We start from the raw sequence: 24,203 nt of genomic DNA, 5'->3' as shown, positions 1-24,203 counted from the left end.
GACGACTCGGATCTGACACATGACTGCCACCCCCGCCCAGGTCCCGGAGACGGCTGCCACGCCGGCTCCGGGGCCTGCCCCCGCGTCCCAGCCCGCCAAGGTGCCGCACGGGCACCGGCGCCTGCTGACCCGCCGTGACCGCATCACGCTCGGCCTGATGGCGGGCGTACCCACGATCCTGCACGTCGCCCTGGTGTGGGTGACGGCCCTCGCGTCGATCGCGCTGGCCTTCACCACCTGGGACGGCATCGGCTTCGACTCCATCAAGTGGGTCGGCCTGCAGAACTTCCGTGACCTGTTCACCAGCAACCCGCAGTTCTGGCCCGCCGTCGAGCACAACGTCATCTGGTTCGTCGTGCTCATCTGCATCCCCACCCCGCTGGGGCTGTTCCTGGCCGTGCAGCTGGACAAGAAGATCCGCTTCAGCCGGGTCTACCAGACGGCGTTCTTCCTGCCGGTCGTCATCTCCATGGCCTGCATCGGTTTCGTCTGGCAGCTGGTCTACAACCCCGACACGGGCCTGATCAACAGCCTGATCGGGGCGAACAAGCCCGGCCACTACATCGACTGGATCGGCGACCCCGACCTCAACCTGTGGGCCATCCTGGTCGCCGCGTCCTGGCGGCACACCGGCTACATGATGATCCTCTACCTGGCCGGCCTGAAGAGCGTCGACCCCTCGTTGCGGGAGGCCTCGGCGCTGGACGGGGCGAACGAGTGGCAGACGTTCAAGAACGTCATCTTCCCCACCCTGCGCCCCACCAACACCGTCGTGCTGGTCGTGACGATCATCGAGGCGCTGCGCGCCTTCGACCTGGTCTTCGTCTTCAACAAGGGCGCCCAGGGCACCGAGCTGCTCTCCATCCTGGTGACGAACAACATCATCGGTGAGTCCAGCCGCATCGGCTACGGCTCCGCGATCGCGGTCGTGCTGCTGGTGATCTCCCTGGCCGTGATCATCCCCTACCTGATCGCCACCTTCCGGAAGGAGCGGAGCGCATGAGCACCGTCACCGGCGCCGCTTCGCTCAAGCAGCGCACCCCCGTCCGCCCCGCCCGGATCCTGCTGCACACCTTCCTGATCGTCACGGCGCTGGCCTGGCTGGCGCCCCTGCTGTGGGCGATCTTCGCCGCGCTGCGCCCGTACAGCGAGACATCCGCCAAGGGCTACGTCTCCTGGCCCGACAAGCTCGGCTTCGACAACTTCACGAACGCCTTCGAGCAGTCGGACATGATCCACTACTTCGGGAACACGCTGCTCATCGCGGTCCCGGCCGTGCTGCTCACGCTGTTCCTGTCGTCGTGCGTCGCGTTCTACGTCAGCCGCTTCGACTTCCGGGTCAACCTGTTCCTGCTGCTGGTGTTCACCGCCGGCAACCTGCTCCCGCAGCAGGTCATCATCACCCCGCTGTACCGGCTGTACCTGCTGATCGACCTGCCCGGCATCACGATGAGCGGCAAGCTCTACGACTCCGCGCTCGGCCTCGTGCTCATCCACGTGGCGTTCCAGTCGGGCTTCTGCGCCTTCGTGCTGAGCAACTACATGCGCTCCCTGCCCCACGAACTGACCGAGGCGGCCCTCGTCGACGGCGCCTCGGTGTGGCGGCTGTACTGGCAGATCGTGCTGCCGCTGTGCAAGCCCGCGATGGCCGCCCTGGCGACGCTGTTGTCCATCTGGATCTACAACGACTTCTTCTGGGCGCTCGTCCTGATCTCCACCGGCGAGAACATGCCGATCACCTCCGCGCTGAACAACCTCTCCGGCCAGTACTTCACCGACCCCAACCTGGTCGCCGCCGGCTCCCTGCTCACCGCGATCCCCACGCTGATCGTGTACTTCGCCCTCCAGCGCCAGTTCGTCAGCGGCCTCACGCTCGGCGCCAACAAGGGCTGACCCGTCCGGAAAGAGATCACCGTGCACCACCCCTTCACTCCGCTGGCCTCCGTGCCGGTGGACGTCCGCACCGGCCGCGTCCACGAGGAGGGCTGGCAGTCCTGGAGCCCCAGCGGCGCCTACACCCTCCGCGGAACCCCGTACCGCCCGACCAACGACAACTGGGCGACCGTCTGTTACCGCCCCGGCGTCACCGTCCCCTCCGGCGCCTTCCAGGGCGAGGGCCTGCTCGTGCTCGATCCCGGCGACGGCTCACCGGCCCGGCTGTGGGCGGCGGCCGAGCCGACGCGCGAGGTGCCGTCGATCCGGCTCGCCGTACGGGACGGGGTCGCGGAGGTCGGCGCGGACGGCCCGGTGAAGGAGTGGACGGGCCCGGACATCCAGTCGGTGCTGGGCGAGTGGGCCCGCGGCCTCGGACTCGACGCCCCGCGCCCGGCACCGACCGTCTGGTGCTCCTGGTACGAGTACTTCACGACCGTCACCGAGGACGACATCCACGAGAACCTCCGCGCGATGGACACCCTCGACCTGCCCATCGACGTCGTCCAGATCGACGACGGCTACCAGCGGGCCCTCGGCGACTGGCTCACCCTCTCCGGCCGCTTCCGCTCCCGCGCCGGAATCGCCGAGAAGATCCGCGCGCGGGGCCGCCGCGCCGGTATCTGGACGGCCCCGTTCCTCGTCGACCCGGCGAGCGACCTGGCCGCCGAGCACCCCGACTGGCTGGTCCGCGACACCACCGGCGGCTTCGCGCACGCCGGCCGCAACTGGGGCCACGACCTGCGCGTCCTGGACACCACACACCCCGACGCCGCGGCGTACCTGACCGAGGTCTTCACCACCCTGCGCGCCGAGGGCTACGACTACTTCAAGGTCGACTTCCTCTACGCGGGCGCCCTGGACGGCGTACGCCACGCCGACACCGACGCGCTCACGGCCTACCGCTCCGGCATCCGCCTGATCCGCGAGGCGATCGGCGCCGAGGCGTACCTCCTGGGCTGCGGGGCGCCCCTCCTGCCCTCCATCGGCCTGTTCGACGCGATGCGCGTCAGCCCGGACACGGCCCCGCACCGCCGCCCCGAGGCCGACGACTACTCCCAACCGGGCCAGGCGCCCGCAGAGTTCACCGGCGCGGCCCGCCAGTGGCAGCACGGCCGCCTCTGGACCAACGACCCCGACTGCCTGATGGCCCGCCCGGCCGTCGAGACCCGCGAGCAGTGGGCGGCCCACGTGGAGTCCACCGGCGGACTGATGGCCTCCAGCGACCGCCTGCTCTCCCTGGACCCGTGGGGCGTTCAGACCACGCGCCGTCTCCTCACGAAGGGCGCGGCCGCTTGTAGCATCTGAGCAGGGCCGCACAAGGGGGACGCGTGATCGAACTGGCCGACATGATCCGTGAGTTGCGTGAGCAGCTGACCACCGCGCTGACGGACGGCGACGGCAGGATGCTGCGCTTCGAAGCGGGCCCCGTGGAGATCGAGGCGACCGTCGCCGTCACGCGCGAGGGCGGCGGCGACGCCAAGGTGCGGCTGTGGGTGGTCGACGCGGGGGCCAACGGCAAGTTCAGCCAGGCCGAGACCCAGCGGGTCACGCTGACGCTCACGCCGAAGGTGATGCCGCCGGGCGGGGGCCGGGCGGAGACCGCGATGATCACGGGTGACGAGGTTGACGGCGAGCGCTGACCGCGGACTGCGGCCCCAGCGGGCCGCGGAGATCATCGTCGCACTGCCCGACGGGGCCCGCCGGGGCTCGGGTTACCTCCTGGCGCCGGGCCGGGTGCTCACGGCCGCCCATGTCGTCCGGGGCGCGCGGGACGTCCGGGTCCGCTTCGAGGCCGACCGGCCGGGGGAGCGAGTCGTCGGGGCGACGGTGGCGTGGGCGCACGACGGCATCGACGTCGCCGTACTGACACTCCCGGAGAACGCCGCCGGACCGACCCTGCCGGAGAACGGCGCCTCACCGACCCTCCCGGAGAACGCCGCTGTACCAACGCGCCCTGACCGGTTGCCCGATGACGTTCCGCCCGTGCGGTTCGGCGGAGTCGGCGAGCAGGACGCGGTGCTCGGCTGTTCGGCGATGGGGTTCCCCCGTTTCAAGCTCCGCGCGGACGCGGCAGGCGGGCGCTTCCGGGACGTCGAGCACATGGACGCGCGCTGCGCGGTGCTGGCCAACCGGCGCGAGGGCACCCTGGACCTGAGGGTCGCGGCGCCGCCCGCCGAGGACCCGGACCCCGAACGGGACGCCTGGGAGGGGATGTCGGGAGCGGCCGTCTTCAGCGGCGGGTACGTGGTGGGTGTGGTGAGCCGCCATCACCGCAGGGAGGGGGCGGGCCGGGTCGCGGCCGGCCGGGTGGACCGGTGGGCGCAGGCGCTGACCCCGGCGGAACGGACCGCCCTGGAAGCCCTGCTGGGACAGGACCTCACGGCGCTGCCCTGCGCGGTGCCCCGAGGCGCCCTCGGCCTCGTCCAGGAGGCCTATCGCGCCCAGCTCGCCGACCTCGCCCCGCAGCGGCTGGAGGAACGGGAAGCGGAACTCGCCGACCTCGTCTCCTTCTGCGGCGGCCCCGACCCCTACCTCTGGGTGCAGGGACCGCCGTGGGCCGGGAAGACGGCCCTGGCCGCGTGGTTCGCCCTGCACCCGCCCCGCGGGGTCGTCCCCGTCTGGTTCTTCGTCACCGCACGCGACGCGAGCCAGTCCGACAGCGACGCCTACACCGTGGCGGTCATCGACCAGCTCGCCACCCTCGCCGGCCGCGAACCGGCCGCGACCGGTTCCCCGACGGCCCGCGACGGCGAACGCCGGCTCCTGCTGCGCCAGGCCGCCGAGCGGGTGGCACAGGACGGCGGCACACTGCTCCTCGTCGTGGACGGGCTCGACGAGGACCAGTCCGCCTCGCCCGGCGGCAGCGGCGCGAGCATCGCCTCACTCCTGCCCGAACGCCTGCCGCCGAACGTCCGCGTCCTGGTGACCAGCCGGACCTACCCGGGCCTGCCGGCCGACGTCAAGGGCGGTCACCCGCTGCGCGGTTGCCGCGTGCTGGAACTCGCCGCCACCGAAGCGGCCCGGCACACCGAGCACGAAGCCAAGTTCGATCTGCACCGAGCCCTCTCCGGCGACCGCGTGCAGCGTGACCTCGTCGGCCTCCTCACCGCGGCGCGCGGCACACTCACCGCCGACGACCTGCGCGAACTCACCGGCGAGCCGGCCTTCGAGCTCCGCCGCCGACTGGAGAGCGGGTTCGGGCGGATCCTGCGGCTGCGGGGCGACGCCGGCGGCGGGGGCAGCGGCCCCGAGGGCTACGGGGACGATCTGAGCCTGTACACGTCCACCCGCGGTTACCTCTTCGCCCACGAGACCCTCCTCACCACCGCCCAGGACGAACTCGGCCCGGACCTGATCACCTACCTGGACCGGCTGCACGCCTGGGCGCGGTCGTACGAGCGCCGGGGCTGGCCGGCGGGCACGCCGCTGTACCTGCTCCAGCCGTACGGCCGCCTCCTCGCGTTCCTCCGGGACGCGGACCGGGCCACCGCCCTCGCCGTGGACGTCCGGCGGCGTGACCGGTTGCGGGAGGCGACGGGGAGCGACGGCGCCTGTCTCGGGGAGATCGCGGCGGCACGGGAGACCGTCCGGCGGGCCGCCCCCGACGACCTGGCGGCCCTGGCCGCGCTCGCGGCGGCGGGGGGCCTGGTGGCGCAGCGCAATGTGGGGCTGCACCCCGGCATCCCGGCGGTCTACGCCCGCCTCGGGCAGGTCCGGCACGCCATCGGACTGGCCCGCACGGTCCGCGCGCCGGTGGACCGGGCGCGGGCCCTGACCGGCGTGGCCCACGTGCTGGCGGAGGCGGGGGACCGGCGGGCGGTGGGCCTGGCGACGGAGGCGGTGGGGCTGACCGGGCGAGGGACACCGCAGAGCGTGGCGGCCCGAACGGCGCTGGCCTGCGCGCTGGCATCGGCCGGCCGGGGAGAGGAGGTGCTGCCCCTGGTCCGTGAACTGCCGTGGCCGAAGGAGGGCGAGGACACCGAACGTGTCACGGAGGCGCTGGTGAGGATCGCCGCCGCGCTGCGGGACCCGGCGCACGTGGCCGACGTGCTGGAACTGGCCGAGCAGGTCGCCGCGGAAGCGCACCCCCTGTCCACGCGCGTCCGGGCGCTGACGGCGGTCGCCGAGGCCTGCTCGCTCAGCGGCCGCGCCGACGAGGCGGCACGTCTCTTCGCGTCGGTCACCGCACTGGCCCTGCGCCACGCGATGGCCCCGGGGAACCTCCCCGCCGTCGCCGCGGAGGCACTGCGCGAGGCCCGCCCGCGCGAGGCCGCGCTCATGACCTCGCTGGCCACGGCATGGCTGGAGAGCCACGAGGAACCGCGCGACGTGGAGACGTTCCGGGGCGTGGTGCGGGGACTGCTGCTCACGGACCGGGTGGCGGAGGCCGGGCGGCTCCTGAACACCGCGCTGGACTCGTCGCCGCGCCTGAAGCCCCGGGAGTGGGGCGAGTTCCGGCAGCTGCTGGCCATGGGGTGGGCGCGTGCCGGGCAGGTGACGCGAGCCCTGAGGGCCGCGGCGGACAACCACTGGGACCGTGACCATCTCGCCGGGCCCATCACCGAGCTCCTGCTGAAGGCCGGTGCCGCCGACCATCTGGAGGACCTGCTCGTCCACCGGGCGGCCTCGCTGGACTGGCCGCTGACGGAGCTGGCCCCCACGGCACTGGTCACGCTCGCCGCGCACTTCGTCGCCGAGGACCGCGAGCGGTCCCGGCGGCTGCTCCACGAGGCGGAGCACGGAGACCTCGCGTCGGCCCTGTCGGACACCTGGGACCACGACGAGCGCGTGGTCGTCTTCGCCGGTGCGCTCGCCGCGGCAGGCCGGCCCGACGACGCCGAGCGGCTCGTGGAGACGGTCGACGAGATCCTGGGTCCTTCCGGGTATGCCGCGATGGCGGAGGCCCTCGTGCACGACCCGGGCCGGGCCCGGCACTTCGCCGAGCGCGCGTACCACCTGGCGTTCGATACTCCGGGCCCGCGCTTCAACCACGTCCAGATGTCAGCCCTCCAGGCCTTGGCGTGCGCGGGGGCCACGCAACGAGTCCTCGACGTCCTGGAGAACCCTCCCTCCGACCGGGCCGTGCTGCACGCGAACAGCCTTGACCGGCTCAGGGTGCTGCTGGTCGAGGGCCTGTGGCCGCACGCCCCGGACCTGGCCGCGCGATGGGTGGACGAACTGCTGGCCGAGCTGCCCGGAGAACCCGCGCTGACCGCCGCCCGACTCGTCGCCGCTGCGGGACGCCACGACCCCGACCACGCCCGGCGCATCGGACGGCTCGTCCGGTTCCGGATCGCCGACCTCGACGCCCGGCAGCGGACCGACCTCCGCCACGACGGCGTGCTCACCCTGCTCACGGCGGCGGACGATCCGGACGGCGCCCGTCACCGCCTCGACCTCCTGGCACCGCGGTACGACGCCCGTACCGAGCAACTCCCGGGAACAGCGGTCGTGCTGTCACTGGCCCACGCGGCACTCGGCGACTTCGAGGCAGCCCGGGACATGGCCGCACGCCCGAGGGACGAGGTGGAGCGAGCGGAGGCACGCACCCAACTCGCCGCGTACGTCGCGGGAGTGCAGGGCCCGGTGACGGTCCATCCGTTCCTCGGGGAGATCGGGGACAGCTTCACCTTCCTGCGCCGCCTGGCCGTCCGCCTCCTGCCACCCCCGGGCGGCCCGGACCTCCCGCGCGCACGCGCCCTCCTGGCGGACGCCCTCACCCCCGACGGCTGGTACATGGCAGCCCAGGTCCTCGCGGAGATCGACCCGGACGCCCTCCTGCGCGCCAAGGACGTCGCCTTCGCCCACTTGGGCCTCGCCGCAGAGAGCGAGCCAGGACAGCGGGGCGCGGCACTCCCCTAATCGTGCCGCGCCCCGTCCCCCCTCGCAGTGGTCAGACCGCCGAGACCTCGGGCAGCGTCCCCGTCCGGGCCGCCCGCCCGTACCAGTGGGCGCTGGTCTTCGGCGTGCGCTCCAGCGTCGCGTAGTCCACGTACACCGCGCCGAAGCGCTTGCCGTAGCCGTACGCCCACTCGAAGTTGTCCATCAGCGACCACAGGAAGTAGCCGCGGACGTCCGCACCGTCGGTGATCGCGCGGCGGACCGCCGACAGGTGGCCGTGGAGGTAGGCGACGCGCTCCGGGTCGTGCACCCGGCCGTCGGAGTCGACCTTGTCGTCGTAGGCCGCGCCGTTCTCGGTGATGTACAGCGGCAGGCCCGGCGCCTCCCGGGTGTAGCGCATGATCAGCTCGTGCAGGCCGGTCGGGTCGATCGTCCAGCCCATCTCCGTGCGGTCGCCCGGCGTCTGGTGGAAGGCCACGTCCTCCGCGGCGGGCCACGGCGAGTGGTCGCTCGACCCGTGGCCGTCGGCGCGCGGCCCCTTCGCCGCCGGGTCCGCCGCCGAGACCAGCGCGGGCGTGTAGTAGTTGAGGCCCAGCGCGTCCAGCGGCTGGTTGATCAGCGCCAGGTCGCCGTCCAGGACGTGGTCCCAGTCCGTGAGGCTCGCCGTCGCCACGTACAGCGACTCCGGGTAGGCGCCGTGCAGCATCGGCCCGTGGAAGACCCCGTTGGCCAGGTCGTCGATCTTCCGGGCCGCCGCGAGGTCCGCCGGGTCCTGCGAAAGGGGCCTTACCACCGCGGAGTTGAGGCTGACCGCGACCGTGTTGCGGGCCGGCATCACCGAGCGCAGCGCGGACGCGCCCAGCCCGTGCGCCAGGTTCAGGTGGTGCGCGGCCCGCAGCGAGGCCGCCGGATCCGTCCGGCCCGGGGCGTGCACGCCGGAGGCATAGCCCAGGAACGCGCTGCACCACGGCTCGTTGAGCGTCATCCACTGCTCCACGCGGTCGCCCAGCGCCTCGCCGACGATCTGCGCGTACTCCGCGAAGCGGTACGCCGTGTCCCGCTCGGGCCAGCCGCCCGCGTCCTCCAGCTCCTGCGGCAGGTCCCAGTGGTAGAGGGTGACGGCCGGCTTGATGCCCTTGGACAGCAGCTCGTCGACCAGCCGGCGGTAGAAGTCCAGGCCCTTCTGGACGGCCGGGCCCCGCCCGGTCGGCTGCACCCGCGACCAGGAGACGGAGAAGCGGTAGGCGCCCAGGCCCAGCTCCGCCATCAGCGCGACGTCCTCGCGGTAGCGGTGGTAGTGGTCGACAGCGATGTCACCGTGGTCGCCGCCGGCCGTCTTGCCCGGCGTATGGCTGAAGGTGTCCCAGATCGACGGCGTACGGCCGTCCTCCCGCACCGCCCCTTCGATCTGGTACGCGGAGGTCGCCGCGCCCCAGAGGAAGGCGGGGGGGAAGGTCACCGCAGTGGCCGGGTTCTCGGAGTCAGGCATGGAAGCGCTCCCATTGGGGGTCGTGGAGACCGACAGGTGGAGGGGGAGGAGGGGGGGAGAGGGGAGAAGCAGGGGGCCGGGGCGGCACTGACCCGGCCCCCGGAAGAACGGGGCGAGGGCGTCAGCCCTTGACGGCGCCCTGCATGATGCCGCCCACGATCTGCTTGCCGAAGATCGCGAAGACCAGCAGCAGCGGCAGCGTGCCCAGCAGCGCGCCCGCCATGATCAGGGACTGGTCGGGCGTGTAACCGCGACCGAGGCCCGCGATCGCGACCTGCACGGTCGGATTGCCCATCTGGGTCAGCACCAGGAACGGCCACATGAAGTCGTTCCACGTCTGCACGAACGTCAGCATCCCGAGCACGGCCATCGCGGGCCGCGCCGCCGGGAACACCACGTGCCACACCACGCGCCAGCTGCTCGCGCCGTCCACCCGGGCCGCCTCGATGATCTCGTCCGGCAGCGCCTGGATCAGGTACTGCCGCATGAAGAACACACCGAACGCGCTGACCAGCGACGGCAGGATCACCGCCTGGAGCTGGTCGGTCCAGTCCAGCTTGGCGACCATCATGTACAGCGGGATCACGCTCAGCTGCGGCGGCACCATCATCGTGCCGATCACGATCAGCATCAGCGCGCCGCGGCCCCGGAACCGCAGCTTGGCGAAGGCGAAACCGGCGATCGTCGACAGGAAGACGATGGTCAGCGAGGAAACCCCCGCCACGATCGTGGTGTTGAGGAACGCCTCACCGAGGTTGGCGTCCTTCCAGGCGATCTCCAGCTTGTCGAACAGCCCCGAGCCGAACCAGAACGGCGGCGGGGTCTGCGCGAGCCGCTGGTTGTCACGCGAGGCGGCGATCGCCGTCCACACCAGCGGGAACAGCGAGACGATCGTGAACACGATGAGGACCGCGTACGCGATCGGGCCGCCGTGCAGCTGCCCGCCCGCCCGGGCGGACTTCGGCAGACGGGGTCGTTTGGACGTTTTCGCGGGCGCCGCGCCGGGCGGCGGCGCGTCGGGGGGCGTCACAGTCGTCGTCACGGCCGGAACTCCTTAACTACTGGCGCGCAGCCGGCGCGAGATGACGTAGTTGACGATGCCGATGACGATCAGCATGAGGAACATCGTCCAGGCGATCGCCGAGGCCCGGCCCAGGTGCTGGGCCACCCAGCCCTGCTCGTACAGGTACAGGCCGAGCGTCTGGAACTGGTGCTCCGCACCGCCGGAGGTGCCCTTGTTGGCGTCGAACAGCAGCGGCTCGCCGAAGACCTGGCTCGCGCCGATCGTCGACACGACACACGTGAACAGGATCGTCGGGCGCAGCGCCGGCAGCGTCACGTGGATGAACTGCTGCCAGCGGTTGGCCCCGTCCAGGGCCGCCGACTCGTACAGGTCCTGCGGGATCGCCTGCATCGCGGCCAGGTAGATCAGCGCGTTGTAGCCGGTCCAGCGCCAGATGATGATGGACGAGACGGCGATCTGCGAGTACCACTTGTCGTTCTGCCAGTCGACCGGGTTGATGCCGACCATGTCGAGCGCCCAGTTGATCATGCCGTAGTCACGGCCGAAGAGCAGCACGAACACCAGCGAGGCGGCGGCGATCGACGTCGCGTACGGCGCGAGCATCGCGACCCGGAAGAACGTCGAGGCCCGCAGCTTGTAGTTGAGGATGTGGGCGATGCCCATCGCCATCAGCAGCTGCGGGACGGTGGAGATGATGCCGATGGTCAGGGTGTTCTTCGCCGCGTTCCAGAAGAACTCGTCGTCGAAGATCCGGGTGTAGTTGCGCAGCCCGACCCAGTTCATGTCGGTCGGCGCGGTCAGCTCCACCTGGTGCAGCGAGGCCCAGCCCGTGTAGATCAGCGGGAACAGGCCGAACGCGACGAACAGCAGGAAGAACGGGGAGACGAAGGCGTACGGGCTCCAGCGGATGTCCCGCTGCCAGCGCCGGGACAGCCGGTCCCGGCGCCGCCGCGCCTTCTCGTCGGCGGCGTCCCCGGGCGGGCGGCCCGGGGCCGCGCCCCCCTTCGCGGGGGGCGCGGCGGTGTCGTGGCGGGTGGCCATACGGGTCACTGGTCCAGCTTGTTGTCGATGGTCTTGACGGCGGACTCCCAGGCCTCCTTGGCCGACTTGCCCTTCGTCACGAGGATGACGCCGTTGTCCGTCAGGCCCTGCATGATGATCTGGTCCTTCGGGCCGATCACCTGGACCGGGGCGCCCTTGGCGGCCTCCGCGAAGATCGGGCCGATCTTCTGGTCACCGGTCATCTCGTTCGTCGCGCCGGTCACTTCGGGCATGGTGTAGGTGGACGGGGCGCTCGGGAAGCTGGCCTGCACCTTGAACAGCTTCGCCTGCTGCTCCGGCGCGGTCAGCCAGGTCACGAACTTCTGGGCTTCCTTCACGTTCTTGCCGCTCTTCGGCACGGTGAGGAAGGTGCCGCCCCAGTTGCCGCCCTTGGGCGCCTCGGCGACGGCCCACTTGCCGGCCGCGTCCGGCTTCGAGTAGCCCTTGATCGTGCCCAGCATCCACGGCGGGCAGGCGATGGTGGCGAACTTGTTGTTGGCGATCGAGGAGTTCCAGCCCGGCTGGAACTGCGTCTCCGACTGGACGAGGCCCTTCTCGGCGGCCTCGGAGGTCAGGTCGAAGGCGGCCTTCACGGCCGGGTTGGTCTTGTAGATGACCTTGCCGGACTTGTCGTAGAACTTCTCCTCCTCGCTGCCGATGATCGCCTGGATCAGACCGCCGGGGGAGTCCATGAAGAAGGTGCCCTTGGGGGCCTTCGCCTTGTACCGCTCGCCGACGTCGACGAGCTTGGCCCAGTCACCGGCCCACAGCTTGCCGACCTCGGCCGGGTCGGTGGGCAGACCGGCCTGCTTGAAGAGGTCCGTGCGGTAGCAGATGGCCATCGGGCCGACGTCGGTGCCGAGGCCGATGGTCTTGCCGTCCTTGGTGGTCGCCTGCTCCCACTTCCAGGGCAGCCACTTGCTCTTGTCCACGCCCGGGGCCTTGGACATGTCCTCGAGCTTGTCGGCCTGGGTGGCCGTGACCTCGGCGATGTTGGCGACTTCGACGGCCTGGACGTCCAGCAGACCGCTGTTGGTGGTGAGGTGGTTCAGCAGGGCCGGGTAGTAGTTCTCGTTCCGCTGGACGGAGTTCTCGGAGATCTTGATGTTCGGGTTGAGCTTCTCGTACTCGGCGTAGAGGCCGGCCTCCTTGAAGCCCATGGTGCCGAAGAGACCGATCGAGAGCGTCGTCTTGCCGCCGCTGTCGCCGTCCGAGGAGCCGGAGCCCCCGCTCTTGCCGTCGTCGGCACAGCCGGCCAGCAGCCCGGCGCCCAGCGACGCGGCGGCCGCGAGGACCATCGCCTTGCGGGCGGTTCGGATGCGTGCTCGCATGTCGTCCTCCTGTTGCCCTGACGTGCCGACCCCCCGGCCAACTGCATGGTTGCACCCGTTTTGGCTCGCTGCGGCTCGGGCGGGGAACGTGCGGGTTGTGTATGTGTCAGGTAGTGTGGGAGCGCTCCCACCAGTGATGTGTTGAAGAGTCCCCGGTAGTGGCGGGGGTGTCAAGGGACCGGGCAGCGAGAGATGCGTTCAGTTATCGGGACGTTAACTGGACCCCGGCCGGAGCCCGTTGCGGCCCCGGTCGGCGGTATCCGGCCAGCCGGCGGGCCGGGCCGGATGGGCTCGCCGGGCCCAAGCGGAACGGCCGGGCGGCAAGCCGCCGGGAGCGGTCACTACAGCCGACGAGCCTGTTAAATTCCAGGCCAGCCGCAGAGTGCGGGTGTGGAGGGGAAGGCGGAGCCCATGGCAAGCCACGGAGCGCGGGGCCGAAGCGGTGGCCGGCCCACCCTCGAAGAGGTGGCGGCGCGCGCCGGTGTCGGCCGCGGCACGGTCTCCCGGGTGATCAACGGTTCGCCCCGGGTGAGTGACGCGACCCGCGCGGCCGTCGAGGCGGCGGTCGCCGAGCTCGGCTACGTGCCCAACACCGCGGCCCGCGCCCTCGCCGCCAACCGCACGGACGCCATCGCGCTGGTCGTGCCCGAGCCGGAGACCCGGTTCTTCTCCGAACCGTACTTCTCGGACATGCTGAAGGGCGTCGGGGCCGCGCTGTCCGACACCGAGATGCAACTGCTGCTGATCTTCGCGGGCAGCGACCGCGAGCGCCGCCGCCTCGCCCAGTACCTGGCGGCGCACCGGGTGGACGGTGTCCTGCTGGTGTCGGTGCACGCGGACGACCCGCTGCCGGACCTCCTCGCCCAGCTGGAGATCCCGGCGGTGATCAGCGGCCCGCGATCGGCGGCGGAGACGCTGCCGTCGGTCGACTCGGACAACTACGGCGGCGCCCGGCAGGCCGTGGAGCACCTGCTGTCCCGGGGCCGCCGCCGGATAGCCCACATCACCGGCCGCCTCGACGTGTACGGCGCCCAGCGCCGCATCGACGGCTACCGGGAGGCCCTGATCGACGCGGGTCACGGGGTGGACGAGGCGCTGATCGAGCCGGGCGACTTCTCGGAGGAGGGCGGCCGCCGGGCCATGGCGGCGCTGCTGGAACGCGCCCCCGGCCTGGACGCGGTCTTCGCCGCCTCCGACGTCACCGCGGCCGGCGCCCGCCAGGCCCTGCGCGAGGCGGGCCGCCGCATCCCCGACGACGTGGCGCTCGTCGGCTACGACGACTCGGCCATCGCCCGCCACATGGAACCGCCCCTCACCAGCGTCCGCCAGCCCATAGAGGAGATGGGCCGCCGGATGATCGACCTCCTCCTCACAGAGGTCGCCGACCGCCGCCCCCTCGCGTCCCGCGGGCTGGAGCGACGGCAACTGGTCCTGGCGACGGAGCTGGTGTCCCGGTCGTCTTCGTGATGGGCCACCCCCTGCTGGACATCACGGAGGTTGCCCGGAGCGAGCCGTATCTGCGCCTGGCGGGGAACGGCGGCCCGACTCGAAGTCGTGGCACGGGCCACGCATCCCGACCCGGCCGAACGGTTCAGGGACGTGAGGGAGTTGACGGCGGCGTGGCGGCGGTCGGTTCCCTGAGGGCCAGGTAGCGGCGCAGTGCGTCCACACCGTCGGGCACGAACGCCCACCTGCGGAGTGCCTCGTGCAGCTCCCGCTCGCCGAACCAGCCGTGCCAGGCGATCTCGGACGGTTCGGGGGTCAGGGCCCCGGACACGACGGCCTCGTGCACCCCGAGCCAGTACGGGCTGATCGCCCCGCGACACAGGAACTTCAGGACGGGCCGCACCGGCACCCGCACCCCCAGCTCCTCGGCCAACTCCCGCACCGCCGCCTCCTCGTACGACTCGCCGACCCCGACGGCCCCGCCGATGAGCCAGTCGTACTGCCCCGGAAACCGCGACACGTGCTCCGGCCTCCGATACACGAGCACGCGCCCCCGCGGATCACGGCACACCGTCGTCGCGACCCGGTGCAGCCAGCCGTTCCGAATCGCCTCGCCCCGGTCGACGACCCCGACCACCCGGTCCTGCTCATCGACCCGCTCCACCGGCTCACCCATGTCCGTCACGATCCCACGGGCGTACGACCGGGCGCGCTCACGTTCTCGCCAGTGCCCTCCCCCGAGCGCCTGGGGCTTGCCGGGGAGGGCGTTTCCGAGTGGGGGACGGGGGCTGACAGGGGCGGCCGCGGAGGCCTGCTCCTCGCACGGTCGGGGGTACCACGTGTGGCGGAACCGCCAGGAGCGCCTGAACGGCGGCCCGGTAGCGGACGTTTTCGCGTTGCGCAGCAGCTACTTGCCGAGCGCCTGGAACTCGTTCTCGGGGTCGGGCGCCTCGAGTGTGACGGTCTCCCCTTCGGCGCCGCTCACGCTGTGGCCCCCGCCCTGTCCCGTTGCTGGGCGTCGCGGGCTGCGGCCGCGTCAAGTCGAGCGACTTGGTGATGCTGAAGGCGACATGACCCGGCACGAGGAGACAACCATGGCGCGTCGGCTGCGATTCAACGGCATGGACAGCAAGAACGGCGCGTGCCCCGCGCTGCACGAGGACGTCGACAGCGGTGAGATCATCGTCCAAGGGCGGCCTCTCACCGACCCTGCGGACGTGCGGCAGTTGCAGCACTTCGGGCTGGACGACGCGGCGGTGGTCGTCCCCCGGGAACTGCTCGTCAACCACGGCCCTGAGGAGGTCGACCGAGTGCCCAGGCTGATCGGCCTGGAAGAGTTCGGCAGGCTCTTCCACCACTTCGAGCATTCGGCGTGGCACCTGGAAACCCGGCGCGGCTACGCCTCCGACCGTGAAGACGCGGGGTACGCCGAGTTCCTCGCCACCGGCCGCGCGCCGATGGACCTCGACAGCGACTGGTGCCAGAACATCCTTCGGCAGACGCAGGCGGGCAAGTACGTCGGTCGCGTGCGCGTCGTCGACAATCCGCCGGCTGAGGGGCAGCGGTTCCTCCTCTCCTACGCCCGCTGCAACGCGGCCACCGGCGAGGACGTTCGGAACCTGTGGCGGGAGGACGCAGAGCGGGCGCACCTGCCCGCCGAGGACTTCTGGGTCTTCGACAGCCGCCTCGTGGCGATCCTCCGCTTCGACGACCAGGATGTCTTCCACGACGTCGAGATCATCACCGAGCCCGCCGAGGTGCTGCGGTACTGCCAGGTCCGCGACGCCGCGGTCCACGCGTCCGTGCCCTACGACGACTTCGCCGCGCAGCTCGGCGCGAAGGAGTAGACCTCCGCCGGTGAGCACGGACTACCAGCAGGCCCGGGAGGCCCTCGGTCGTCGACTGAGGGAGCTGCGCCTGTCCACCCCTGAGGGCCGCCTCACCGGGACACAGCTCGCGCAGCGGCTCGGCCGGCCGCACTCCAAGGTGTACAAGTTGGAGGGCGGTCGGCAGACCGCGACGAGCGAGGACCTCCACGCCTGGGGCCACGCTGTCGGGCAGCCCGAAGTGGTTGATGAACTGCACGCCCGCCTGAAGGGGTTCGAGTCCCACATCCGGTCGTGGCGCCGCCAGCTCGCCGCCGGGCACCGTCCCGTACAGGACACCTGGAACGTTGCTGTCGACCGAGCCCGCGTCATCCGCGCGTGGGAAGAAGCGGTCATCCCGGGCATGCTTCAGACCGCCGACTACGCCCGGCACATCTTCCTGCGGTACGCCGATCTGCAGGGCACGGTGCGGGACACGGAGGAGGCCGTCCGCTCCCGGATGGAACGGCAGGCGTGGCTGTACCAGGGCGGCCGGCGGTTCCAGGCGCTCGTGTGGGAGGCCGCGCTCCACGCGCTCGTGTGTCCGCCACCGGTCCTTGCCGCACAGCTGGACCGGCTCGCCGGACAGGTCGGGATGGACACGATCGAGCTCGGGATCCTTCCCCTGGGCGCGTCCTTGCGGGTCCCCGCCGCGAACGGGTTCTGGATCCTCGACGGCAGCCTCGTCATCGCTGAGGACTGGCATGCCGAGCTGTGGCTCGACGACGATGAGACGGTGGCCTCCTACCAGCGTGTCTGGGACGCCTTGAGCGAGTCCGCGGTCTACGGCGCGGATGCGCAGAACGTGATCAGCCGGGTCCGGCGAGGGCTCACCGTCCGGGCCTGAAAAAAGGGCACCCGGCCGTAGGCGGATCGTGCACCGCCCCGTGGGGGAGTCGTCCTGTATGACGTTGCAGATGGTGGCGGAGCCCGCCCGTGGCGTAGTCGGCAAGGCCCTGATCCTCTGACCTCAGGCACGACAAAGGGCTGGCCCGTTTTACCGGACCAGCCCTCTGTCATTCAGGGTGAGTGACGGGACTCGAACCCGCGGCATCCTGGACCACAACCAGGTGCTCTACCAGCTGAGCTACACCCACCATGACCGGCTTGGAGGTCAGTGATGTCCCCGACCGGCCGAGAAAAAGTGTACAGGGTCCGAAGGGGTGCTCGCGCACGGCTTTCGCGGCGCCCCTCGACCGGCCCCCGTTCCGCCTACTGGGCAGGCAGGACGTGCTTCGCGGCGATCGCCTTCGCGGTGTCCGAGTCGGGCCCGGGCTGCGGGACGAAGAGGGCCTCGCGGTAGTAGCGCAGTTCGGCGATGGATTCGCGGATGTCGGCGAGCGCGCGGTGGTTGCCGTTCTTCTGCGGGCTGTTGAAGTACGCCCTCGGGTACCAGCGGCGGGCCAGCTCCTTGATCGACGACACGTCGACGATCCGGTAGTGGAGGTAGTCCTCCAGGGTCGGCATGTCGCGCAGCAGGAAGCCGCGGTCCGTGCCGACGGAGTTGCCGCACAGCGGGGCCTTGCCCGGCTCCTTGACGAACTCCCTCACGTACGTCAGGACCTGCTCCTCGGCGTCCTTCAGTGTCGTGCCGTTCTCCAGTTCGGCGAGGAGTCCGGACGCGGTGTGCATCTGACGCACCACCTCCGGCATCGTCTCCAGCGCCCGCTCCGGCGGCCGGATGACGATGTCCACGCCGTCGCCGAGCACGTTCAGCTCGGAGTCGGTGACGAGGGCGGCCACCTCGATGAGCGCGTCGTCCGACAGCGAGAGGCCGGTCATCTCGCAGTCGATCCACACCATGCGATCGTTCATGTGTCTAACCTTACGGCGTCGCTCCGCGGGTCGGCCGTGTGTGCGGGTGCGGTTGTCTGCCGGGCCGGGGGGAAGGGGGGGGCGTTGCTGCCCGGCTCTCCCCGGGGGCTGCCGCCCCCGCACCCCCGCTTCGGCCTGAACGGCCTCGTCCTCAAGCGCCGGACGGGCTGAGTCTGGCTGATCGCCGTCGTGCGCGAGCGCCGGGCGGGCCGGGATGTGGATGAGCGCCCTGGTACGCGAGCGCCTGATGAGCTGGGGTGTGGCTGATCGCCGTGGTACGCCGAGCGTCGGGTGGGCCGGGATGTGGCTGATCGCCGTCGTGCGCGAGCGCCGGACCGGCGGTCGGGATGTGGCTGAGTGCCGTCGGGCGGGAGCGGGCGGGATGTGGTTGAGCTCCGCTGTCGTCCTCAGGGAACGTGCTCGAACGCCGGGCGGCCGAGTGGTCAGGTCGGTCGCCCGGCGGTTCGAGGTCACGTCATGGTGCGCTGCGCTGTCCCGGCAGGCTCGCCGACAGGGCCGGACCGGACGCGCTCGCGGCCGCCGTGCGGCGGGACTGGAGCGGGACGGGGTGGTCCGGGTGCAGCGCGGCCGGCGGCTGACCGGACTGGCCGGGCTGACCGGACTGGCCGGAATGCCCGGGGTGGCCGGTGTGGCCCATGTGGCCCGGCGTGCTGCCGGAGCCGGGGCCGCCCGGGCCGCCGTCGGTGTCCTGGGGCCGCTCGCCCTGCGGGCGCCGGGCCCGGTACGCCGCCCGGTACGCGGCCGGGGACGAGCCGAGCTGACGGCGGAAGTGGCCGCGCAGAGCCACCGGTGAGCGGAAGCCGCAGCGGCCCGCCACCTCGTCCACCGAGTAGTCCGACGTCTCCAGCAGGCGCTGCGCCTGGAGCACCCGCTGCGTGATCAGCCACTGGAGCGGGGCCGAACCCGTCAGCGAGCGGAAGCGGCGGTCGAACGTACGCCGGCTCATGTACGCGCGTGCCGCCAGCGTCTCCACGTCGAACTGTTCGTGGAGGTGCTCCAGCGCCCAGGCGACGACCTCGGCGAGCGGGTCGGCGCCGATCTCCTCGGGTAAAGACCTGTCGAGGTAGCGCTCCTGCCCGCCGGACCGGCGCGGCGGCACCACCAGGCGGCGGGCCAGGGCCCCTGCCGCCTCGTTGCCGTGGTCCGTCCGCACGATGTGGAGACAGAGATCGATTCCGGCCGCCGTGCCCGCCGATGTGAGCACGTCGCCGTCGTCCACGAAGAGTTCCCGTGGATCGACGTGCACGGACGGATAGCGCTTGGCCAGCGTCGGCGCGTACATCCAGTGGGTCGTCGCGGGACGGCCGTCCAGCAGGCCGGCCGCCGCGAGGACGAAGGCGCCGGTGCACAGCCCGACGATGCGGGCGCCCTCCTCGTGGGCGCGGCGCAGCGCGTCGAGCGCCTCGTCCGGTGGCGGAGAAGTGATCGAACGCCAGGCCGGTACGACGACCGTGCCCGCGCGCGAGATCGCTTCCAGGCCATGCGGTGCGCTGAGTTCCAGGCCCCCTGTGGTCCGCAGCGGGCCGTCCTCACCGCCGCACACCAGCAGTCGGTAGCGCGGTACGCCGGCGTCCTGGCGGTCGATCCCGAACACCGACAACGGTATGGAACTCTCGAAGATGGGGCCGCCGCTGAACAGCAGCACCGCGACGATCTCCTTGCGGCGTCGCCCGGAAAGCTTCCGGGCCGCGGCTTCCGGCGCGGCAGTGGAGTCGTGGCTCATACTGCTAAGCCCCCCTCGGTGGTCGCGGCTCCTCGGTTGTGTCGCTCCTGCACGTTTCCCCTCGGTCCTGCACGAGTCCCCCGCCGTAGACAGTCAAGATCGAATCTACTGTGTCGCATCGCGCCGAGGTGGCCGGTTCGGCACTCGGCACATTGTCGACTTGGCAACTTGGCGTGAAGCATTCGATCACGAAGCGTTGCACTCGTGGGGCGTGCAGGGAAGTGCGCCTTGTCGCAGTGGCCAATCCACGTAGGGTGCGCAGACCCCCTGAGGCCCTTTCCGTGCAGGTCGAACGGGGGTTGGGGGGTGGTTCGGCGGGGTGATGCACCAGTGCGAGAAGTTGGCTGAAAAGCAGCGTGCGTGTGCGCGGAAACCGGTCAGCCGACCGGTGTATCTCCGCCGGTGTGCCGTCCGCCACGGTGCGACCCCGTTCCGGTGCGGTGGTGCCGGCCCCGGTGGGGCGCCCGGTCCTCGGCCGCGAGGCGGGCCGCGCCGCGCTCGGACTGGCGCAGCAGGACCCGGCAGGCGGCCGTGACGGCGGCGAGCCCGAGGGCCGTACCGGCGGCGCCGGCGAGGGAGGCGCCGTAGCCGAGGAGCACGACCGGGACGAGCAGGCAGCTGAAGGCCGCCCAGCGGACCACGTCCGTCGCGGTGTCCCGCGGCGGCGGGGTCGCGCGGTCCGCCTCCGGGGCGGGGCGAGGTCCGGACATGCGTGCTCCCTGTGGCGTGACTCACGGGGTTCAACGCGTGGCCGGGACGTCGGTCACTGGCTGACCGGATCACCCCCACGGGTAAGTGAATCCTGTGCAAACCGCCTGTACAGCGCAGCAACCATTGCGTTACGGGCGTCGCCTCGTGCATGCTCCCTGGAACCCGCACGCACGGCGGGCGGGATCTGGGCTAAGGAGGCGTGCCGCCGTACCCTTGGGGGTATGGGGTTGGGAAGACCATTCCCGGACACAGCTCCGCCGCACACTGTCGTCCCCCATATAAGGATCACAACGCCGAGACAGCCATGGCCGGTCACGAATTCTTCGAACCCGCGGACCGCAAGCGGCCCGTCGCCGATCCCACGGCGGCCGAGCCCCTGGCGGCGGAAGAGCCACGCCATTCCTGCGACCCCGCCTTCAAGCACGGGGTCGTGGTCGGCTTCGACGGCTCCACGTCCAGTGAGCGCGCCCTGGCTTACGCGATCGGCATGGCCCATCGCTCCGGGTCGGGCCTGATCATCGTCCACGTGGCCAACCGGCTGCCGACCACGGTGTGGGCCGGCTGCGAGCCGCCCGTGTTCGTGGACGTGCCGGACCACCGCACCGAGGTGCTCGGTCTGGAGCTGGCCTGTGCGGACTACTTGGCCGAGGTGCCCTGGATCCTGGTCGAGCGCGGCGGTGACATCTGCCACGAACTCGAAGAGGTCGGCCGGGAGTACGAGGCCGACGCGATCGTCGTCGGGTCGACGCACGGCATCGTGGGCCGGATCTTCGGCTCCGTCGCCGGGCGGCTCGCCAAGCGGGCGCAGCGGCCCGTGGTCGTCATCCCCTGACGGATTCCCAGAGCGCCAACTCCCTTGCTCCCCTGGTGCAGTGCGTAAATCTACTCGCGCGTAGAGGTGTTTGTGCCCTTGTGAAGGGCATATACGGGACACCGCACAACTGCACATGCACGAAGGGAGCCCGCCGTGGACAAAGACGTCTCCGCGGGAAGCGGAATCACGACCGTGGTCGGTCGACTCGCCCTCGGAATCACCCTGTTGGCCTTCGGGCTGGGGCACACCGCCGTGATCGACGGTGTGTCGGCCGCTGACGCCGCATCGATCGCCCAGTACGTGGGCGGCATCGCGCTCTTCGTCGCCGGGCTGGTGGCCCTGCGCGAGGGCGACTCCGCCGGTGGGACGGCGTTCGCCGTGCTCGGCGCGCTGTGGTTCACCTGGGCCGTGTCCGAGGGGGCCGGCGGCAACGAGGCAGGGTTGTTCCTGCTGTTGTTCGCCCTGGTGGCGCTGTCCCTCACGCTGGCCGGTGGGGATCAGCTCGGTCAGGTGATGTACGGGCTGTTCTTCGTCGCCCTGTTGCTCATGGCGATCGCCGAGTTCGCCGGCAACGACGGGCTCACCAAGGTGGGCGGGTGGTTCGCCGTCGCCGCGGGTGCGGTGGCCTGGTACGCGGCGACCGCGGCGCTGGCGCACTGGCCGACTGTTCTTCCGAGGCGTGCTGCCGGCCGGGGGGTGACGGCCACCGGCTGAAATGGCAGCCGACGCTGGGGAATTGGGCGGCCCCGGCGTTTGAGACGGACCCCCCGTGCGCGGTGGCGGCACGTGGGGGTCCGTCCTCTTGTGTGGCCTCTGCGGGTGCGTTGTCGTTGCTCGCGCCCACGCGGCGGAGCCGCACATCGATACGGCCCCGCGTCCCCAAAGGAAGGTCAGTTACTCCACCGTCACCGACTTGGCCAGGTTGCGCGGCTTGTCGATGTCGCGGCCCAGGGCCAGCGCCGTGTGGTACGCCAGGAGTTGGAGGGGGATGCCCATCAGGATCGGGTCGAGTTCGTCCTCGTTCTTCGGGACGACGATCGTCTCGTCGGCCTTCTCCTGGTGCTGGTGGGCCACCGCGAGGATCTGGCCGCTGCGGGCCTTGATCTCCTCCATGGCGGCGCGGTTCTTCTCCAGGAGGTCGTCGTCGGGGACGATCGCGACCGTGGGGAGGGCCGGCTCGATCAGGGCCAGGGGGCCGTGCTTGAGCTCGGAGGCCGGGTAGGCCTCGGCGTGGATGTACGAGACCTCCTTGAGCTTCAGGGAGGCCTCGCGGGCCACCGGGTAGCCACGGACGCGGCCGATGAAGAGCATCGAGCGGGCCTCGGCGTACTGCACGGCCAGCTTCTTGACCTGCTCCTCCTGCTCCATGATCTCGGCGATCTGGGCGGGCAGCTTGCGCAGGCCCTCGATGATCCGCTTGCCGTCGCGGACCGAGAGGTCGCGGGTGCGGCCCAGGTGGAGGGCCAGGAGGGCGAAGGCGACCGTCGTGTTGGTGAAGCACTTGGTGGAGACCACGCAGACCTCCGGGCCCGCGTGGACGTAGATGCCGCCGTCGGCCTCGCGGGCGATCGCCGAGCCGACCACGTTCACCACGCCCAGGACGCGGGCGCCCTTGCGCTTCAGTTCCTGCACGGCGGCCAGCACGTCGTAGGTCTCGCCCGACTGGGAGACCGCGACGTAGAGGGTGTCGGGGTCGACGACCGCGTTGCGGTAGCGGAACTCGGAGGCGGGCTCGGCGTCGGCGGGGATGCGGGCCAGCTCCTCGATCATCTGGGCGCCGATCATGCCCGCGTGGTACGAGGTGCCGCAGCCGAGGATCTTCACGCGGCGGATCCGCCGGGCCTCACGGGCGTCCAGGTTGAGGCCGCCCAGGTGCACGGTGGAGAAGCGGTCGTCGATGCGGCCGCGCAGCACGCGGTCCACGGCGTCGGCCTGCTCGTGGATCTCCTTGTGCATGTAGGTGTCGTGGCCGCCCATGTCGTAGGAGGCGGCCTCCCACTCGACCGTGGTCGGCTCGGCCGTCGTGCGGGTGCCTTCCGTGGTGTACGTGCGGAAGTCGTCGGCCTTGAGGGTGGCCATCTCGCCGTCGTCCAGCGTGACTATCTGGCGGGTGTGGGTGACCAGCGCGGCGATGTCCGAGGCGACGAACATCTCCTTCTCGCCGATGCCGAGGACGACCGGGGAGCCGTTGCGGGCGACGACGATCCGGTCGGGGAAGTCGGCGTGCATCACGGCGATGCCGTACGTGCCCTCGATGAGCCGGAGGGTCTCGCGGACCTTGTCCTCCAGCTTGCTCGCCTGCGAGCGGGCGATGAGGTGGACGAGGACCTCGGTGTCGGTCTCGGAGAGGAACTCGACGCCGTCCGCCTCCAGCTTGCGGCGCAGGTCGGAGGCGTTGTCGATGATGCCGTTGTGGACGACGGCGACCTTGCCCTCGGCGTCCAGGTGCGGGTGGGCGTTCACGTCGGAGGGGGCGCCGTGGGTGGCCCAGCGGGTGTGGGCGATGCCGGTGGTGCCCTTGAAGCGGGCCGGGACCTTGGCCTCCAGGTCACGGACGCGGCCCTTGGCCTTGACCATCTTCAGGCCGGACGTCTTCGGGGACGTGACGACGATGCCCGCGGAGTCGTAGCCGCGGTACTCCAGGCGCTGCAGGCCCTCCAGGAGCAGGGGAGCGACGTCACGCTTCCCGATGTAACCGACGATTCCGCACATATATACGTATTCCTAGCCGTAGACGATGCGCCGCAGCTGCCGGAGCGAGAGCTCCGGCGGGGCCACCGCGCGGTATTTGAGGTCCGCCTCGATCCGCTCGAAGATCGCCGCGTTCACCAGGCCCTGGGCCTGGAGCTCGCGGTGGCGGCGACGGACGTACTCCTCGGTCGTCTCGTCGAAGTAGGCGAGCACGTCCTGGATCACACGCAGCGCCTCGCCCCTGCTGAGGGGCGTGGACCGCGTCAGATGATCTACGAGTTCGTCGTGCACTCGCTAGATCCTGGGGTACCGACGGCTCTTTCGCAAGAATTCTGCCCGGTTTCGGGCAGATGTCTGAGAGGAATCTTTGGGGGAACGTTGAACCCGTCATGAGGGCTTGTTCGTGCGGCGTCCACCGGACGTCCCGCGTCCCGTTGCCCGGGGCGTCGATTTTTG

Annotated in this window: 20 protein-coding genes and 1 tRNA gene; 10 read left to right on the top strand and 11 right to left on the bottom strand. The window is 71.1% G+C overall.

The annotated features are described in order from the left end of the window. Window positions 1-19 precede the first annotated feature (19 nt). The 5 genes from ABZ386_RS28385 to ABZ386_RS28365 are packed head-to-tail and all read left to right on the top strand — an operon-like array spanning window position 20 to window position 7,797. Window positions 20-1,003, top strand: coding sequence for a sugar ABC transporter permease (locus ABZ386_RS28385; RefSeq protein WP_351341803.1), 984 nt, complete (start codon window positions 20-22; stop codon window positions 1,001-1,003). Then, window positions 1,000-1,893 carry a carbohydrate ABC transporter permease gene (locus ABZ386_RS28380; protein ID WP_351341801.1) on the top strand — a complete coding sequence of 298 codons (894 nt, stop codon included), beginning with the start codon at window positions 1,000-1,002 and terminating at the stop codon, window positions 1,891-1,893. The genes ABZ386_RS28385 and ABZ386_RS28380 overlap by 4 nt, the downstream gene beginning before the upstream one ends. A 21-nt stretch (window positions 1,894-1,914) precedes the next feature. Beyond that, a complete protein-coding gene (locus ABZ386_RS28375) occupies window positions 1,915-3,240 on the top strand; it encodes a glycoside hydrolase family 36 protein (protein WP_351341799.1) in 1,326 nt (441 codons plus the stop codon). Between the two features lie 23 nt (window positions 3,241-3,263). Next, a complete protein-coding gene (locus ABZ386_RS28370; protein ID WP_358966410.1) occupies window positions 3,264-3,575 on the top strand; it encodes a trypco2 family protein in 312 nt (103 codons plus the stop codon). Beyond that, window positions 3,559-7,797 (top strand): trypsin-like peptidase domain-containing protein, encoded by a 4,239-nt coding sequence (locus ABZ386_RS28365; protein ID WP_358966407.1) that lies wholly within the window; start codon window positions 3,559-3,561, stop codon window positions 7,795-7,797. Before ABZ386_RS28370 ends, ABZ386_RS28365 begins: the two co-directional genes overlap by 17 nt. A gap of 31 nt (window positions 7,798-7,828) precedes the next feature. Here the strand turns inward: ABZ386_RS28365 and ABZ386_RS28360 are convergent, their stop codons facing one another. The 4 genes from ABZ386_RS28360 to ABZ386_RS28345 form a co-directional block, all read right to left on the bottom strand. After that, the gene (locus tag ABZ386_RS28360) at window positions 7,829-9,265 is read right to left on the bottom strand and encodes a GH1 family beta-glucosidase (protein WP_114252878.1); all 1,437 of its coding nucleotides are present in this window, start codon (window positions 9,263-9,265) and stop codon (window positions 7,829-7,831) included. 121 nt (window positions 9,266-9,386) lie between these two features. Continuing rightward, window positions 9,387-10,307, bottom strand: a complete 921-nt coding sequence (locus tag ABZ386_RS28355) for a carbohydrate ABC transporter permease (protein ID WP_351341792.1) — start codon at window positions 10,305-10,307, stop codon at window positions 9,387-9,389. Window positions 10,308-10,319: 12 nt separating this feature from the next. Next, entirely contained in the window at window positions 10,320-11,330 is a 1,011-nt protein-coding gene (locus tag ABZ386_RS28350; RefSeq protein ID WP_355713323.1) for a sugar ABC transporter permease, read from the bottom strand. A 5-nt stretch (window positions 11,331-11,335) separates the two neighbouring features. Next, window positions 11,336-12,661: an extracellular solute-binding protein gene (locus ABZ386_RS28345; RefSeq protein ID WP_351341790.1), complete on the bottom strand. Its 1,326-nt coding sequence runs from the start codon at window positions 12,659-12,661 to the stop codon at window positions 11,336-11,338. A gap of 411 nt (window positions 12,662-13,072) precedes the next feature. On the opposite strand from ABZ386_RS28345, the gene ABZ386_RS28340 reads away from it, so the two are divergent. Further along, window positions 13,073-14,128, top strand: a complete 1,056-nt coding sequence (locus ABZ386_RS28340; RefSeq protein WP_114252870.1) for a LacI family DNA-binding transcriptional regulator — start codon at window positions 13,073-13,075, stop codon at window positions 14,126-14,128. A gap of 124 nt (window positions 14,129-14,252) precedes the next feature. On the opposite strand, the gene ABZ386_RS28335 is transcribed toward ABZ386_RS28340, so the two are convergent. Beyond that, window positions 14,253-14,783, bottom strand: coding sequence for an NUDIX domain-containing protein (locus tag ABZ386_RS28335; protein WP_358966404.1), 531 nt, complete (start codon window positions 14,781-14,783; stop codon window positions 14,253-14,255). Window positions 14,784-15,201: 418 nt separating this feature from the next. Here ABZ386_RS28335 and ABZ386_RS28330 point away from each other — a divergent pair, with 418 nt between their 5' ends. After that, window positions 15,202-15,954 carry a DUF6879 family protein gene (locus tag ABZ386_RS28330; protein WP_358966402.1) on the top strand — a complete coding sequence of 251 codons (753 nt, stop codon included), beginning with the start codon at window positions 15,202-15,204 and terminating at the stop codon, window positions 15,952-15,954. A gap of 10 nt (window positions 15,955-15,964) precedes the next feature. Beyond that, a complete protein-coding gene (locus tag ABZ386_RS28325) occupies window positions 15,965-16,819 on the top strand; it encodes a DUF5753 domain-containing protein (protein ID WP_358966400.1) in 855 nt (284 codons plus the stop codon). 177 nt (window positions 16,820-16,996) lie between these two features. On the opposite strand, the gene ABZ386_RS28320 is transcribed toward ABZ386_RS28325, so the two are convergent. The 4 genes from ABZ386_RS28320 to ABZ386_RS28305 all read right to left on the bottom strand — a co-directional run bounded on the left by ABZ386_RS28320 (window position 16,997) and on the right by ABZ386_RS28305 (window position 20,241). Continuing rightward, a tRNA-His gene (locus ABZ386_RS28320) sits at window positions 16,997-17,069 on the bottom strand. A gap of 115 nt (window positions 17,070-17,184) precedes the next feature. Next, window positions 17,185-17,787, bottom strand: coding sequence for an oligoribonuclease (orn, locus tag ABZ386_RS28315; RefSeq protein WP_114252866.1), 603 nt, complete (start codon window positions 17,785-17,787; stop codon window positions 17,185-17,187). Window positions 17,788-18,262: 475 nt separating this feature from the next. Further along, entirely contained in the window at window positions 18,263-19,531 is a 1,269-nt protein-coding gene (locus ABZ386_RS28310; protein WP_358966397.1) for a helix-turn-helix domain-containing protein, read from the bottom strand. A 377-nt stretch (window positions 19,532-19,908) separates the two neighbouring features. Then, the gene (locus ABZ386_RS28305) at window positions 19,909-20,241 is read right to left on the bottom strand and encodes a hypothetical protein (RefSeq protein ID WP_351341782.1); all 333 of its coding nucleotides are present in this window, start codon (window positions 20,239-20,241) and stop codon (window positions 19,909-19,911) included. A 305-nt stretch (window positions 20,242-20,546) separates the two neighbouring features. Here ABZ386_RS28305 and ABZ386_RS28300 point away from each other — a divergent pair, with 305 nt between their 5' ends. Both ABZ386_RS28300 and ABZ386_RS28295 read left to right on the top strand, forming a co-directional pair. Continuing rightward, on the top strand, window positions 20,547-21,074 hold the full coding sequence (locus ABZ386_RS28300) for a universal stress protein (RefSeq protein WP_031114250.1): 528 nt from the start codon (window positions 20,547-20,549) through the stop codon (window positions 21,072-21,074). A 135-nt stretch (window positions 21,075-21,209) separates the two neighbouring features. After that, window positions 21,210-21,770 carry a GPR1/FUN34/YaaH family transporter gene (locus ABZ386_RS28295; protein ID WP_356500972.1) on the top strand — a complete coding sequence of 187 codons (561 nt, stop codon included), beginning with the start codon at window positions 21,210-21,212 and terminating at the stop codon, window positions 21,768-21,770. A 180-nt stretch (window positions 21,771-21,950) separates the two neighbouring features. Here ABZ386_RS28295 and glmS read toward each other — a convergent pair whose 3' ends face one another. Both glmS and ABZ386_RS28285 read right to left on the bottom strand, forming a co-directional pair. Beyond that, window positions 21,951-23,768 (bottom strand): glutamine--fructose-6-phosphate transaminase (isomerizing), encoded by a 1,818-nt coding sequence (glmS, locus tag ABZ386_RS28290; protein WP_351341776.1) that lies wholly within the window; start codon window positions 23,766-23,768, stop codon window positions 21,951-21,953. Window positions 23,769-23,780: 12 nt separating this feature from the next. Beyond that, complete coding sequence (locus ABZ386_RS28285) at window positions 23,781-24,038, bottom strand: hypothetical protein (RefSeq protein ID WP_031114246.1); 258 nt, start codon at window positions 24,036-24,038, stop codon at window positions 23,781-23,783. Window positions 24,039-24,203: the final 165 nt, after the last annotated feature.

Origin of the sequence: Streptomyces sp. NPDC006140, from assembly GCF_040628815.1 — a bacterium.
In the GTDB taxonomy this organism is placed as follows: Bacteria; Actinomycetota; Actinomycetes; order Streptomycetales; family Streptomycetaceae; genus Streptomyces.
This window is presented reverse-complemented; position numbering and strand designations above follow the sequence as displayed.

What these genes read in the sequence shown, in the direction of transcription:
- ABZ386_RS28380 (WP_351341801.1), top strand. Translation starts at nt 1,000, where the DNA reads ATGAGCACCGTCACCGGCGCCGCTTCGCTCAAGCAGCGCACCCCCGTC.
- ABZ386_RS28340 (WP_114252870.1), top strand. Translation starts at nt 13,073, where the DNA reads ATGGCAAGCCACGGAGCGCGGGGCCGAAGCGGTGGCCGGCCCACCCTC.
- ABZ386_RS28305 (WP_351341782.1), bottom strand. Translation starts at nt 20,241, where the DNA reads ATGTCCGGACCTCGCCCCGCCCCGGAGGCGGACCGCGCGACCCCGCCG.
- ABZ386_RS28335 (WP_358966404.1), bottom strand. Translation starts at nt 14,783, where the DNA reads ATGGGTGAGCCGGTGGAGCGGGTCGATGAGCAGGACCGGGTGGTCGGG.
- orn (WP_114252866.1), bottom strand. Translation starts at nt 17,787, where the DNA reads ATGAACGATCGCATGGTGTGGATCGACTGCGAGATGACCGGCCTCTCG.
- ABZ386_RS28385 (WP_351341803.1), top strand. Translation starts at nt 20, where the DNA reads ATGACTGCCACCCCCGCCCAGGTCCCGGAGACGGCTGCCACGCCGGCT.
- ABZ386_RS28310 (WP_358966397.1), bottom strand. Translation starts at nt 19,531, where the DNA reads ATGAGCCACGACTCCACTGCCGCGCCGGAAGCCGCGGCCCGGAAGCTT.
- glmS (WP_351341776.1), bottom strand. Translation starts at nt 23,768, where the DNA reads ATGTGCGGAATCGTCGGTTACATCGGGAAGCGTGACGTCGCTCCCCTG.
- ABZ386_RS28330 (WP_358966402.1), top strand. Translation starts at nt 15,202, where the DNA reads ATGGCGCGTCGGCTGCGATTCAACGGCATGGACAGCAAGAACGGCGCG.
- ABZ386_RS28360 (WP_114252878.1), bottom strand. Translation starts at nt 9,265, where the DNA reads ATGCCTGACTCCGAGAACCCGGCCACTGCGGTGACCTTCCCCCCCGCC.
- ABZ386_RS28300 (WP_031114250.1), top strand. Translation starts at nt 20,547, where the DNA reads ATGGCCGGTCACGAATTCTTCGAACCCGCGGACCGCAAGCGGCCCGTC.
- ABZ386_RS28345 (WP_351341790.1), bottom strand. Translation starts at nt 12,661, where the DNA reads ATGCGAGCACGCATCCGAACCGCCCGCAAGGCGATGGTCCTCGCGGCC.
- ABZ386_RS28350 (WP_355713323.1), bottom strand. Translation starts at nt 11,330, where the DNA reads ATGGCCACCCGCCACGACACCGCCGCGCCCCCCGCGAAGGGGGGCGCG.